This window comes from Bacillus sp. YP1 (genome assembly GCF_000877815.1).
Taxonomy (GTDB): domain Bacteria; phylum Bacillota; class Bacilli; order Bacillales; family Bacillaceae; genus Bacillus; species Bacillus subtilis.
This window is the reverse complement of the sequence record NZ_CP010014.1, coordinates 1,607,494-1,620,307: the sequence shown is the minus strand read 5'-3', so window position 1 is coordinate 1,620,307 and position 12,814 is coordinate 1,607,494. Positions and strand designations below refer to the sequence as shown.

General features: G+C 42.7%; 17 protein-coding genes. 5 read left to right on the top strand and 12 right to left on the bottom strand.

The genetic code is table 11. The features are described from left to right. Positions 1-577 precede the first annotated feature (577 nt). Complete coding sequence (gene cwlC, locus QF06_RS07755) at positions 578-1,345, top strand: sporulation-specific N-acetylmuramoyl-L-alanine amidase (protein WP_043940123.1); 768 nt, start codon at positions 578-580, stop codon at positions 1,343-1,345. Between the two features lie 63 nt (positions 1,346-1,408). On the opposite strand, the gene QF06_RS07750 is transcribed toward cwlC, so the two are convergent. The 9 genes from QF06_RS07750 to QF06_RS07710 all read right to left on the bottom strand — a co-directional run bounded on the left by QF06_RS07750 (position 1,409) and on the right by QF06_RS07710 (position 8,280). Next, a complete protein-coding gene (locus QF06_RS07750) occupies positions 1,409-2,029 on the bottom strand; it encodes a hypothetical protein (protein WP_003245105.1) in 621 nt (206 codons plus the stop codon). Positions 2,030-2,078: 49 nt separating this feature from the next. Beyond that, entirely contained in the window at positions 2,079-3,068 is a 990-nt protein-coding gene (gene nrdF / locus QF06_RS07745; RefSeq protein ID WP_003231754.1) for a class 1b ribonucleoside-diphosphate reductase subunit beta, read from the bottom strand. Between the two features lie 17 nt (positions 3,069-3,085). Beyond that, positions 3,086-5,188 carry a class 1b ribonucleoside-diphosphate reductase subunit alpha gene (gene nrdE, locus QF06_RS07740; protein ID WP_038828297.1) on the bottom strand — a complete coding sequence of 701 codons (2,103 nt, stop codon included), beginning with the start codon at positions 5,186-5,188 and terminating at the stop codon, positions 3,086-3,088. Next, positions 5,148-5,540, bottom strand: a complete 393-nt coding sequence (nrdI, locus tag QF06_RS07735) for a class Ib ribonucleoside-diphosphate reductase assembly flavoprotein NrdI (RefSeq protein ID WP_003231758.1) — start codon at positions 5,538-5,540, stop codon at positions 5,148-5,150. Before nrdI ends, nrdE begins: the two co-directional genes overlap by 41 nt. 242 nt (positions 5,541-5,782) lie before the next feature. Next, positions 5,783-6,013, bottom strand: coding sequence for a hypothetical protein (locus QF06_RS07730; RefSeq protein WP_003245262.1), 231 nt, complete (start codon positions 6,011-6,013; stop codon positions 5,783-5,785). An 81-nt stretch (positions 6,014-6,094) separates the two neighbouring features. Then, positions 6,095-6,367: a YmzC family protein gene (locus QF06_RS07725; RefSeq protein WP_014479841.1), complete on the bottom strand. Its 273-nt coding sequence runs from the start codon at positions 6,365-6,367 to the stop codon at positions 6,095-6,097. Between the two features lie 194 nt (positions 6,368-6,561). After that, entirely contained in the window at positions 6,562-6,783 is a 222-nt protein-coding gene (gene hfq / locus QF06_RS07720) for an RNA chaperone Hfq (RefSeq protein WP_003221097.1), read from the bottom strand. Positions 6,784-6,822: 39 nt separating this feature from the next. Then, entirely contained in the window at positions 6,823-7,767 is a 945-nt protein-coding gene (gene miaA, locus QF06_RS07715) for a tRNA (adenosine(37)-N6)-dimethylallyltransferase MiaA (protein ID WP_021479248.1), read from the bottom strand. A 99-nt stretch (positions 7,768-7,866) separates the two neighbouring features. Continuing rightward, complete coding sequence (locus tag QF06_RS07710; protein ID WP_003231769.1) at positions 7,867-8,280, bottom strand: YmaF family protein; 414 nt, start codon at positions 8,278-8,280, stop codon at positions 7,867-7,869. A gap of 88 nt (positions 8,281-8,368) precedes the next feature. Here QF06_RS07710 and QF06_RS07705 point away from each other — a divergent pair, with 88 nt between their 5' ends. The 3 genes from QF06_RS07705 (at position 8,369) to ebrB (ending at position 9,463) form a co-directional block, all read left to right on the top strand. Beyond that, on the top strand, positions 8,369-8,644 hold the full coding sequence (locus QF06_RS07705; protein ID WP_003245252.1) for a hypothetical protein: 276 nt from the start codon (positions 8,369-8,371) through the stop codon (positions 8,642-8,644). Between the two features lie 134 nt (positions 8,645-8,778). Then, the gene (gene ebrA, locus QF06_RS07700; RefSeq protein ID WP_015483253.1) at positions 8,779-9,096 is read left to right on the top strand and encodes a multidrug efflux SMR transporter subunit EbrA; all 318 of its coding nucleotides are present in this window, start codon (positions 8,779-8,781) and stop codon (positions 9,094-9,096) included. 13 nt (positions 9,097-9,109) lie between these two features. Then, entirely contained in the window at positions 9,110-9,463 is a 354-nt protein-coding gene (ebrB, locus tag QF06_RS07695; protein WP_003245163.1) for a multidrug efflux SMR transporter subunit EbrB, read from the top strand. A 13-nt stretch (positions 9,464-9,476) separates the two neighbouring features. Here ebrB and QF06_RS07690 read toward each other — a convergent pair whose 3' ends face one another. The 3 genes from QF06_RS07690 to QF06_RS07680 all read right to left on the bottom strand — a co-directional run bounded on the left by QF06_RS07690 (position 9,477) and on the right by QF06_RS07680 (position 11,218). Next, the gene (locus QF06_RS07690; protein ID WP_003231775.1) at positions 9,477-9,929 is read right to left on the bottom strand and encodes an OsmC family protein; all 453 of its coding nucleotides are present in this window, start codon (positions 9,927-9,929) and stop codon (positions 9,477-9,479) included. A gap of 69 nt (positions 9,930-9,998) precedes the next feature. Next, entirely contained in the window at positions 9,999-10,706 is a 708-nt protein-coding gene (locus QF06_RS07685) for a poly-gamma-glutamate hydrolase family protein (RefSeq protein WP_041850808.1), read from the bottom strand. A 278-nt stretch (positions 10,707-10,984) separates the two neighbouring features. After that, positions 10,985-11,218 (bottom strand): hypothetical protein, encoded by a 234-nt coding sequence (locus QF06_RS07680; RefSeq protein ID WP_014476869.1) that lies wholly within the window; start codon positions 11,216-11,218, stop codon positions 10,985-10,987. A 224-nt stretch (positions 11,219-11,442) separates the two neighbouring features. Between QF06_RS07680 and aprX the strand changes: the two genes are divergently transcribed. Next, positions 11,443-12,771, top strand: coding sequence for a serine protease AprX (gene aprX, locus QF06_RS07675; RefSeq protein WP_041850809.1), 1,329 nt, complete (start codon positions 11,443-11,445; stop codon positions 12,769-12,771). The last annotated feature ends 43 nt before the right edge of the window (positions 12,772-12,814 follow it).

Below are 12,814 nucleotides of genomic sequence, written 5' to 3'. Positions count from 1 at the left end.
CGCCTATCATGTGTCGAAACAATTGCTTTTTTCGGGAACAATAAGGAATCCTGCGCTTTCCCGAGAAATACTTTATTTCTTATTGTATTCACGGACATGGGGTGGACAAACCATGAGATTTTGTTTTTAATCATTTTGTCAGAGTATTATAGTGAGCTTCTTTTTCTCATTATTATCCCCATTCGCCAATCCTTTTTTCATGTAACGGGCTGTTTTTTGTACGAAGCGTATTACCCGCCGTAAGATACCTGAAGTGTTTTTCTTTTTTTCGATTTATAAAGTGGTGTCTTTAATGAAAGGAGCTTTCTCATCAATTTACGTTTCAAATGCTTATGAACGTAAAGCTTAAATCAGCAGGAATCAGTGCAGGTTAACCGAACCCATAGTACATACAAACATATGGCGTATGCACATATTTCATGTCGGGCCGTATCTGTTGTCGCTTCATGTTGAATTGTGCGCTTTCCCGAGAAATAATTTCCGGATGTGAAAGGGTTATTTCCTCATTTTTCAGTTGAATGATAATCGTACAAGCAGAAGCCGTGTTTTTTCATATCCTGTAATGAGGTGATGAAAAATGGTTAAAATTTTTATTGATCCTGGCCATGGCGGGGCTGATCCAGGCGCAACAGGTAATGGCCTTCAGGAAAAAACGTTAACCCTGCAAATCGCTTTAGCCTTACGTACGATATTAACTAATGAATATGAAGGCGTTTCTTTGCTGCTGAGCCGGACAAGCGACCAATATGTCAGCTTAAACGACCGGACAAATGCCGCAAATAACTGGGGAGCAGATTTCTTTTTGTCCATTCACGTTAATTCCGGGGGAGGCACAGGTTTTGAAAGCTATATTTATCCAGGTGTAGGAGCCCCGACGACGACTTATCAATCGGCAATTCACTCTGAAGTGATACAAGCTGTCGACTTTGCCGATCGCGGCAAAAAAACGGCGAACTTCCACGTCCTAAGGGAGTCGGCAATGCCTGCCCTCTTGACCGAGAACGGCTTCATTGATACCGTTGCCGATGCAAATAAGCTGAAAACGAGCAGTTTTATTCAAAGCTTAGCGAGAGGACATGCAAACGGGCTGGAGCAAGCCTTTAACCTTAAAAAGACTTCCAGCTTAGGGTTATATAAGGTTCAAATCGGCGCATTTAAAGTCAAAGCGAATGCCGACTCGCTCGCAAGTAAAGCCGAAGCCAAAGGTTTTGACTCGATTGTCCTTTTAAAGGACGGATTATACAAAGTGCAGATTGGCGCATTTTCATCCAAAGACAATGCAGACACCCTGGCTGCCAGAGCGAAAAATGCCGGCTTTGACGCTATTGTGATCCTAGAATCATAGCCGAGACCGGGACGAGCGTCTCATAAAAAAACCCGGCTCCTCATCACGAGAAACCGGGTTTTTTTATTCAAGGATATCGACAACAAACTGTGACCATGTTTCCAGACGGTTGTAGATGTCATCCTGTTTTAATTCAGAAACTTTCATCCATTTACCAGCAATTTGTTCTTTCTCCTTCACTTCCACTTGTGCGCCAGGCTTTAATTGAAGCGCAGAAAGAATACCGATATGCACTTTGCCAACACTGTTTTCATCATCATTGATCAATCCCAGTGTGACAATCGCCTGTTTATCTTCTTCATTTATTTGCAGTTCTTCCTCAAGCTCACGGTCTGTGTTCAGCTTTAAGACTTCAGCAAATGAAGCTGCCCCTTCGATGGCGTTCATATGGCCGCCAAAGCCGAGAGAAAGCTTGTTGTGCAGTCGTGATTCACCGCCGCCAGCCAGCCGCTCGTAAAGAAAAACTTCATCTTCACGCTTAATGACGACATAAGGTATCGGCTGCTTGAAACGCGGATCTTCTTCTGCGTCCCCTCTTCTCATTTCACGATAGGCTGCTTCAATCTGAGCCATGATTTCGGCTACTCTGCTATCTTCACTGTACACGCCCTGGAAGGTTAAGCTTTCTTTCTTAAACACATCATCGCGCGGGGCAACTAAAATCATTTCGTCCATTTTTCCCATGGGTACTGCGTCCTCCTCATTTGAACCTTCAAGCCGAAAAGAGCAGATATTATATCTGCTCTTTTTCATCTTCAAAATAAAAGTCATCATCTTTGAGCGGCTCAACTGTCGCTTTTTTATAGCCATTCCCCTTCATAGAGAAGAAGTCATGCGATTTTGTTTTTGTGTTTAATCCGTTTAATACGATCGGATTAATATCTTCCTCTTCGAAGTATGGATCAAATCCAAGATTCATCAGCGCTTTATTCGCATTATAGCGGATGAATTTCTTTACATCGTGTGAGAGTCCGACTTGATCGTACAAGTCCTCTGTATACTCAAGCTCATTTTCATATAACTGATTCAGAAGGTCGATCGCAAATTCACGAAGCTCTGCTTTTTTCTCTTCTGTCTGTTTATTATAAATTTCCTGAGCAAGGAGACCGACATACACGCCGTGAATCGCTTCGTCACGAAGGATCAGGTTAATGATCTCACCGCTTTGCATCAGTTTTCCTTGTCCGTAGAAATATAACGGATAATAGAAACCGCTGTAGAAAAGGAAGCTTTCCAGATAGACGGAAGCAACCATCGCTTTGAACAGTGAAATTTCATCATCTTTTTGAATGGCTTTGTAAAGCCCGACAATCATTTGCGCTTTTTTCTGCAAATATTTATTTTGTTTAACCCATTCAAATACTTCATTAATCGTTTCAGTCGGTGCAAGGGTCATGAAAATATTAGAGTACGACTTCGCATGGACAGCGTTCTCCATCATCGCCATAAAGTTCAGCACCGCTTTCCGCTGGTGGCCATCTACGTGTTCAGCCACAATCGGCATCCCCGTATTCCCCTGCTCTGTATCAAGAAGCGTAAGTCCGGCCAGTACCTTCATATAAGTGTCCTGCTCATTTTTTCCGAGGTACTTCCATGTGAGGAGATCGCCGTTTAAAGCAATCTCTTCCGGAAGCCAGAACTGTTTCACGTTTTGGTTATAGAACATTTGGGTAAAATCGTCTTCATGCTTTGACCAGTTTGCTGCGTCATAAATTTTTGTCACTATAAACTCTCCTTTAATCAAACAACACAAGAAAGGCAGCTGTCTTGCCCAGTATCTTTCGTTCTTGCATAGTAAATGGTTTTAATTCCTCTATGATGTGCATACAGATCGATTCGGTTTAAATCACGGGTCGTCATTGTGTCTTTTAAGAACAATGTAAAGCTGATTCCCTGATCAATGTGCTGCTGGATAGTGGCGATCATATCCACAACCTTGAACATGTCCATATCGTAGGCTTCTTTATAGAAGAACCAGTTATTAGATGCAAGCCCAGGCATTGGGTAGTACGTTTTTGAGTTGCCGTATGTTCGTTCTTCAATGCGTTCCATAATCGGCATAACAGACGCCGTACTTGATTGAACGTATGAGATAGAGCCTGTCGGCGCAATGCATAATCTGTAGCTGTGATACATACCGTGTTCAGCCACAAATGCTTTTAGCTTTTCCCAGTCCTCTGTCGTCGGGATATGCATACCTTCAAACAGATTAGCTATTTTTTCATATTTCGGTGAGAAATCAGTAGAAACGTATTTGTCAAAGTATTCACCTGTCGCATAGGTTGAGCCTTCATATTGATCAAACGTTTCACCCTTCTCTTTTGCGATTTCCGCAGAACGCTGGATGGAGTAGAAGTTCACCATCATAAAGAACGTGTTTGCAAAGTCACGCGCTTCCGGACTTTCATACGCAATGCCGTTTTGCGCAAGGTAGCCGTGAAGGTTCATAGCACCGAGGCCGATTGATTTCATCGCTTTGTTTGCCCGTCTTACAGCAGGCGCATTACGGATGTCAGTTGTTTCAGACACGTGTGTTAAAGAGTCTGTCGCAAGCTTGACTGTCTTTTCGATTGATTTATGCTCCATGACATTGAGAATGTTAAGCGAACCCAGGTTGCAGGAAATATCCAGACCGATTTCATCTTCTTCATCATAGTCTGTGTATGAAGAAACTTGAGATGCCTGCAGCACTTCAGAGCAAAGGTTAGAAAATTTGACCTTGGAAATATGGTTATTCGCATGCACTTTATTGACGTTATCTTGGAACATGATGTATGGATAGCCTGATTCAGAACGAAGCATCGCCAATTTTTCAAGCAGTTTCCGCGGGTTGATTTTTTCCTTTTTCACCCGAGGGTTGTCGACAAACTTGTCGTACATTTCGTTCATGTCCATCTCATCCATGTGCTGGCCGTACTCTTTATAAATCGTGTGCGGGTAGAATACATAAGCCGCTTTGTCCTCGCGTGCAAGCTCAACGAACTTATCCGGAATGACAACACCGATAGAAAGCGTTTTGACACGCACATCTTCATCCGCAGAAATCTTTTTCGTATCGAGAAAATCATTGATATCGCGGTGGAAAATGTTTAAATACGCCGCGCCGGATCCTTGTCTTTGTCCCATTTGGTCAGCATAACGGAACGCGTTATCAAGAAGCTTCATGACGCCTACAACGCCTTTTGTCGCATTCTCAACATCTTTAATGGCTTCACCTTTCGCACGAAGCTTGGACAGGTTAAGAGAAACCCCTCCGCCCAGTTTAGAAAGCTGCATGGAGATATCAATCGCTCTTGAAATGTCGTTTAAGGAATCATTGACTTCCAGCAAGAAGCAGCTCACAAGTTCACCGCGGCGTTTTCTGCCGGCGTTCAGAAATGTCGGTGTGCTCGGCTGATATTCTTGATTGATCATCAGGTTTACATATTCTTTTGCTTTCTCAGTGTCGCCGTTAGCGAAGAACAGCGCAACAATTGAGATCCGGTCCTCATAACGCTCGAGGATTTTTTTCTTGTCATTCGTTTTCAAAGCATAGTCATTATAGAATTTAAACGCACTCATGAAGGAAGGAAAACGAAACTTCTTAGCGTAAGCTGTCTTAAACACTTCTTTAATGTCTTCAAAAGAATAAAGGCTTAAGAATTCCTCTTCGTAGTATTGATTTTCAACCAAATAATCCAGCTTCTCTTTTAAATCGTGAAAGAAGACTGTGTTTTGATTGATATAATCTACAAAATAGCTATGTACAGCCTCTTTATCCTTATCAAACTGGAATTTCCCATCTTTTTGGATCATGATTTCGTTATTTAACTGGATCCATTTTGGCACTTGATTTTGTGACAACTCTTTCTACCTCCTGAGTAAACAATTCAACGTCTTTAGATGTGCCGCTGAGTTCAAATTTGTGCAAGATCGGCACCTGATATTGTCTTGAAATGGTATCGGCGCTTTTTGCAAAGTTATCGCCCCATACTTTGTTGCCGCTCGCAGCGACTCCTAATAAGAGATGGGCGTATTTTTCGAGAAATGATTGTGTTGATGCCGGTACCTGGCCGAAGTTTGTCGTGTAGGTGACCAAAACAAACGGAGTGTCCACGTGGTCCATTTCGTCCACCTTGCGTATCTGCTGAAAGCCTGTTTTATTCACAAACCGCTGAACATTCCCTGTTTTCGAATCAAATATGATTTGTACCACGTTTTATCACGACCTATCAAAAAATATGAATCTCTCATCACTAACACTATATATAGTATACTACCCTCTAGCAAAAACACAATATATAGATTCGTTTTTATGAAAAATTCATATTTTGATCAAATCAGGCAAATGGGCAGACTCATTAGGGCCCAAAAAAGAGAGCAGAACGAGAATCATCTCTCGTCCTACTCGGGGTGTCGTTTTTAGCCGATGTATATCATAACATGAAAAAAAACTGCTTAGTAGTCTAGATTTTTTTTTCTTAAGCTATCACAGCATTTTTCGCTCTCTACTGTTTCTTCTATTTCAACATCCGCGCCGATCTCTTCTAAAACCGCCTTCAAAGCAGTGATAATTGACGCTTCTCTGATTAATTCTTTTCCGTTCACAATGATACTTGTTCCGTATTCATAGCAAGAATCATCTTCGCAAATTTCTTCCCAATGATTCACGATCACTTTATGCTTCATGTTTTCACCCTCTGTTTGATCTGTGTCTGTATTTAGTTTAGCGGCTGGCATCCGCTTTGTAAATTCGAATGCTTGTGAATTTTATTCAAGCTCATCATCCGCGTATTCTTTCTTCAGCTTTACCTCATTGCGGGACTCATTATACTCATAAATTTTGATATAGCCGTCCTCCATAACGCCAAAATGGTTATGTTCAAGTGGAAACGAGGTGGGCTGAGGCGTTTCATAGTCTGAATTGCCGCTGTCTGTTTCAATAATGGTATCTTGATTCCCGCACGCCCCGAACAGTAAAAAGACAGCTATCCATACAAGTGCAATCCTGATTCGTCTCAGTTCTGCTTCACTTTCAAACAAGGTCGATCACTCCCAAATTCATTTTATACATAATATACCATTTTACTTCCGTATGTTGTTCTCATAAAAAAAGACCGTGCCTTGGCATGGTCAGCTTACACAAAAAGCTTGGAGCAAAAGTGGATGCATGTTAAAAATGGCCGCCGGGAACCCCCGGCAGCCTTTCCTCATGTCTTGACATGGCATTTTTTGATCTATTCGAGTTCAAGCTGGACGTTTTTTTGCGGCGCAAACGTTGAGATCGCATGTTTATATATAAGCTGCTGCTTACCTTCCGATTCCAACAATACGGTAAAGTTATCAAAGCCTTTCACCTGGCCCCGCAACTGAAAGCCGTTCAGCAAAAAAACAGTGACATACGTATTTTCTTTCCGGATTTGATTCAAAAACTGATCCTGAATATTAATCGGTTTCATGTTTCGTCCTCCTTGATTCTCTATATCATACAGTTTCGATTAAAGTTCGAGTTTTCCTGCTATATGTGTGAAAATTTCCTTTTTTTTCAGCTCCATATCAACAGGCGGTGTCATATCGAACCATGTGACCTGCATTTTGTTGCGAAACCACGTCAGCTGGCGTTTCGCATACCGCCTCGAGTTCTGCTTTAGCTGTTCGACAGCATCGGAAAGTGTCACAAAACCGTCAAAATATGCATACAGCTCTTTATAGCCTATCGCCTGTATTGATTGACAGTCTCTCACGTTCTTGTCGTATAAGCGTTTCACTTCCGGAAGAAGGCCTGACTGCATCATCATATCGACCCGCTGATTAATTCTTTCGTAAAGCGTGTCTCTATCCATTGTCAGGCCAATTAACACTGCATTGTACAGAAGTTCTCGTTTTTGTTCCTTCAAATGCTGGGACATCGTTTTTCCGGACGTATGTAAAATTTCCAGTGCGCGAATGACTCTTCTTGTATTATTCGGATGAATCGCAGCTGCTGCCTCGGGATCTGCTGCAGCAAGTTTGGCATGAAGAAAGTCAGCGCCTTCCCGCTCAGCAGCCATTTGCATGCTCTCTCGAAACACGGGATCATTTGCCTCTTCCGTAAATGTATAATCGTAAAGCACAGATTGTATATAAAGCCCTGTACCGCCGACAATCATCGGAAGCTTTCCTCTATTTGCAATCTCGCTGATTTTATTTCTTACTAAGCTTTGATAATCGGCAGTAGAGAAAGAGTCTTGGGGATCTAAAATGTCAATCAGATGATGGGGCACTCCCTCCATCTCCTGTTCGGTAATTTTAGCTGTTCCAATATCCATCCCTTTATAAATCTGCATCGAATCTCCGCTGATAATTTCCGCGTTTAAGGATTTGGCTAGCTGAATACTTAAATTGGTTTTCCCCACTGCCGTCGGTCCGACTAAAATGACAACGGGCTGCTTCGTATTATTCAATATGTATCACTCTCTTTTATAAATCTCCCCCCATTATAGCATTCAACATGGACAACCACCTATCCATTTTGCCCTTTTTTTGCATCGGTAAACATCCTTCTACCAGCCGAGCGGCTCATTGCCGACAATTTCCCTTGTCTTTCCTTTCAGGGTATGACGATGCGTTTTTCTTCTGTCATCTCCGGGATCGTACACAACCCCTCCGTACTGGATCTCAATCGGCTCGTTATAGGCCAGATACGTCGTTTCTTCGATTTCATGATAATGTGTGCCATCTGCTAAGGGAATCGCCGGTCCTGAGATTCCGTAATACCGATGAAAATGGCCGTTTTCAAATGAAGTGATCCCTGTATAGTAATGTGTATGCTGATCGGTATTTGATCCGTTTGCCGGCTGAGTAAACCCTTCGATTAGATGATAATGGCCCTGTTCTCTCGTTGTTTTGACATGATAAGCATGTGCGTGGGGCGGTGCTTTTGACCAGTCAGACTGATACAGGCCCAATGTGTTCACATCCTCCTTTTCCTCGATTCGCCCAATCAAATCCGGGCAGGGTGAATACACTGCATCATCTACACTTTATTACAGGAGGAAAGAAAACATGAACGAGTTAGAGCATTTCAGCCCTGAAGATACAAGAATATTTGGAAGGCCGTTCGGATTCGGGAGACCATTTGGGTTTGGAAGACCGTTCGGGTTCGGTTACGGGTTTGGAAGACCCGGATTTGGTTATGGGTTTGGCCGGCCATTCGGATTTTTTGGAGGACCGTTTATCGGCGGCCTTGCAGGCGGGCTTATAGGAAGCGCTTTATTTAATCCTTATTTGTATGGCGGATACCCCTATTATCCGTATGCTCCGTTCCCTTTTTATTATTAAACGCAAAAGACCCCTTAAAAAGGGGTCTTTTTTAGTGTGTGAAAATGAATCTCTTGACTCATACATAGGCATACACTAATATTTTTCTAGCTGAAGTTTTTTCTAATCTAAAAATATAGTGAGGAGAATTCATGATGTTGATAGGATATATATTCCTCACGATTGCCATATGTTCGGAATCGATAGGAGCAGCCATGCTGAAAGTATCTGATGGCTTCAAAAAGTGGAAGCCAAGTGCTTTGGTCGTTATTGGCTATTCCCTCGCCTTTTATATGCTGTCCCTGACTTTAAACCATATTCCCCTGAGCCTCTCCTATGCGACTTGGAGCGGGGCGGGCACGGTGCTGACGACAGTGATCGGAGTAAAATGGTTCAAGGAAGATCTGAATGCCAAAGGGCTTATCGGGATTCTTTTATTACTATCAGGGGTCGTGTTACTTAATTGGCAGTAAAGGAGTGATGAAGATGAGAGGATTGCTTTATTTGGCTCTCGCCATTGTATCTGAAGTGTTTGGGAGCACGATGCTGAAGCTTTCAGAAGGATTTACACAAGCCTGGCCCATTGCCGGAGTCATAGTCGGATTTCTTTCTGCTTTTACGTTTCTAAGCTTTTCTTTAAAAACAATTGACTTATCAAGCGCGTATGCAACATGGTCGGGCGTTGGTACCGCACTTACAGCAATTGTCGGGTTTTTGCTTTTTGGCGAAACCATCAGTTTAAAAGGTGTATTCGGTCTCACGCTTGTCATTGCAGGCGTGGTCGTGCTAAATCAATCGAAAGCCCACGCTGAAGATAAAAAACAGACGGCCTGTGAGTGACCGTCTGTTTTCTTTATTCTCCACCCAGTTTCACAGAGGCTTCAAGCTGCAGCTCGACATTTCCTTGAATTGCACGCGAAATCATGCATGACGACTCCGCTTTTTTACAAAGCTTGTGCGCCAATGCGACGTCGTCTTGTGAAGCATCATGTTTAAGCACGACAGAGGGACGGTGAATGATCTTTTTGTATGTAAAGACTCCTTTTGTGACGTCGACAATGCCTTCTGACTCCATCTGTAAGTCTTCTTTTTCCAGCCCGCTTCTCTCCATCATCGCTGCAAGTGTAATAATGTAACAGGTCGCTGCCGCCCCGAGAAGCATTTCATCTGGGTTGGTCCCTTCTCCCGGGCCATCCATTTCTTTAGGAATGGAAATCGATGTGATCAGGTTTCCGCTTTCGATCGTACCGACATCATTGCGGTTACCCGGCCAATTCGCTTTTAAATAAAAATGATGATCTGCCATTGTTTTGCCTCCTTTTTTATCCTATTTCAGTCTACTGATCTTCTCTTATTTTGTCTTCTGATCTGCTTGTTACGAATACTCTTTTTCCAGGACACCTTTGATCGCACTGACATAAGCATAAAATTCACTGTTCTTTGTGTATTTTCTATTCTTATAATAAAAATCATCAAAAAATGCTTCTCTCTGCTCACGGCTGATTTCCAGCTGGATACTTAGCCCCGTTCCCCCTTGGTTATTAATGTTTTCGGCATTCAATCCAGCAAGACCGCTTTTAGACGACGCTAACTCAGCGGAAAACCCTCTCCGCTCAAGGGCTCTCACAATCATTTTCGCCCGCTTTCGGTCTGTTCCCCCTACAAGCGTATTCTTGTTCTCTCCTTTATATCCGTGAAAAGCCACCACATATTGATGCTCCTTGATTTTCTTTTTTGCCAATGGCTCATCAAAGTTGGTGCTTGTAATGTGCAGCGTTTGGTTATCGTGGGACTTCAACCCTTCAAACAGGTATGTAGAGTATTCATTATTGAAATAACGAACAAGCTCACTTACTCCGCCTTCAATTCTTCCGCCATGCGGAGACATAATTAAGACTTTGCTTCCTTTTTTCTCATTATATGAAATATCGTAATCGGCTGGGCTCTCATTCTCTGCCAAGCTGCTGAAATTTGAATATGTATCTGGCTGATTTGATGGTTCAGGTTCCAATGAGTAATGAACATATCTCAAGAACAAGACAATGGCTAAGACTAATATGACATTTAGTAAAAATCTTCTCATGTTTAACTCCTTTCATAAGAATGGCGCGGTTCATTATATGAGGTTTAGCCAATAGGTTTTATCTTACCATTGTATACACAATATCATCAGTGAAAAAGTTCCCGGTTTCAAAAAATCAATTGATTGTCACGGTTATTAGCGGTTCATTTCAAATAAGAGTGAAAAAAGGTTGAGAGGAAAGACAAAAAAGGTAGGAACAACCTCACTTGGCAAATAAATGTATATAGGTTTAAGGAGGGTTTTAGTAACAGCTGCCCGGTTGCTGAGACGGACAGCTGTTACCGGCCTGCAGAATAGAGATTTTGCTTATTTGTTCTCACAAAATCACAGGAGAGGATAGAGTCCAATAAAAATGTTCTGATCTGTTGTTTCGAAAAACAAAATGCTTTGATTTTCGTTTTGCTTTTCTGTCTCACAATAATCGTTCTTTTACTAATCGTTCCGTCTTTCTTCATATATATAATGCTGATTGGCATTTGGCTTTCCAAAGATCGGTGCAAGTAGAAATTCATACGGTTGCTCTCCCCTTCCCAGTTTGATATGATCACATTATAATACGAACAAACGTTCTTTTTCAATCCCCAATGATTTCCTCAACTTCTGAATCTATCGTATCTAATGCGAAAGATTCAGAAAAACAAACTCTTGTCTGTCTCTTATAGAGGACAAACAAACTTACCAAACCTATCATCTGTTCATAGAGTATACAGAGAACCTTATAATAGGAGGAAAATACATGTTTGGGTACTCTATGGTACAAATGGTGAGAGCAAATGCTCACAAGCTAGATTGGCCGTTACGGGAAACCGTATTGCAGCTTTACAAGCCCTTCAAATGGACTCCTTGCTTCTTGCATAAATTTTTCGAAACCAAATTGCAAAACAGAAAAAAAATGTCAGTCATTATCGAATTTGAGGAAGGCTGTCACGAGACCGGCTTTCAAATGGCTGGAGAGGTGCTGCAAAAAGAAAAACGCAGCAAGCTAAAAAGCCGCTTCAACAAAATCAATTGCTGCAGCGCGGAGGTTACTCCTTCAGCATTACATTCCCTTCTCTCTGAATGCAGCAATATCCGTAAAGTGTATTTAAACCGCGAAGTCAAAGCGCTTTTAGACACGGCAACCGAAGCAAGCCATGCGAAGGAAGTCGTCAGAAACGGGCAAACCCTGACAGGAAAAGGTGTTACTGTCGCTGTTGTCGATACAGGAATCTACCCGCATCCTGATCTAGAAGGCAGAATTATCGGATTCGCGGACATGGTCAATCAAAAAACAGAGCCGTACGATGATAATGGTCATGGCACACACTGTGCAGGTGATGTCGCAAGCAGCGGTGCATCCTCTTCCGGTCAATACCGCGGACCTGCACCGGAAGCCAATCTCATCGGCGTAAAGGTATTAAACAAACAGGGTTCAGGAACGTTAGCAGATATTATAGAGGGTGTTGAGTGGTGTATTCAATACAATGAGGACAACCCCGATGAACCGATTGATATTATTAGCATGTCGCTCGGGGGCGATGCCCTTAGATATGATCATGAACAGGAAGATCCGTTAGTCAGAGCGGTTGAAGAAGCGTGGAACGCAGGGATTGTCGTCTGTGTCGCTGCCGGAAACTCAGGCCCTGATTCGCAGACCATTGCAAGCCCAGGCGTGAGCGAAAAGGTGATTACAGTAGGTGCGCTTGACGATAACAATACTGCAAGCAGCGATGATGATACTGTCGCTTCCTTCTCAAGCCGCGGCCCGACAGTATATGGGAAAGAAAAGCCTGATATTTTAGCGCCGGGTGTTAATATTATTTCCCTTCGCTCTCCGAATTCTTATATTGATAAGCTCCAAAAGTCAAGCCGTGTAGGGTCTCAGTACTTTACAATGTCAGGAACCTCGATGGCAACACCGATTTGCGCAGGAATCGCAGCTTTAATTCTTCAGCAAAACCCGGATCTTACCCCCGATGAAGTAAAAGAGCTTTTGAAAAACGGCACGGACAAATGGAAAGATGAAGATCCGAATATCTACGGAACGGGCGCTGTCAACGCAGAAAATTCCGTCCCCGGCCAATAAAAAGCACCAAAAAGCCGGCAATTCTCTCTCAGCAGAACTGCCG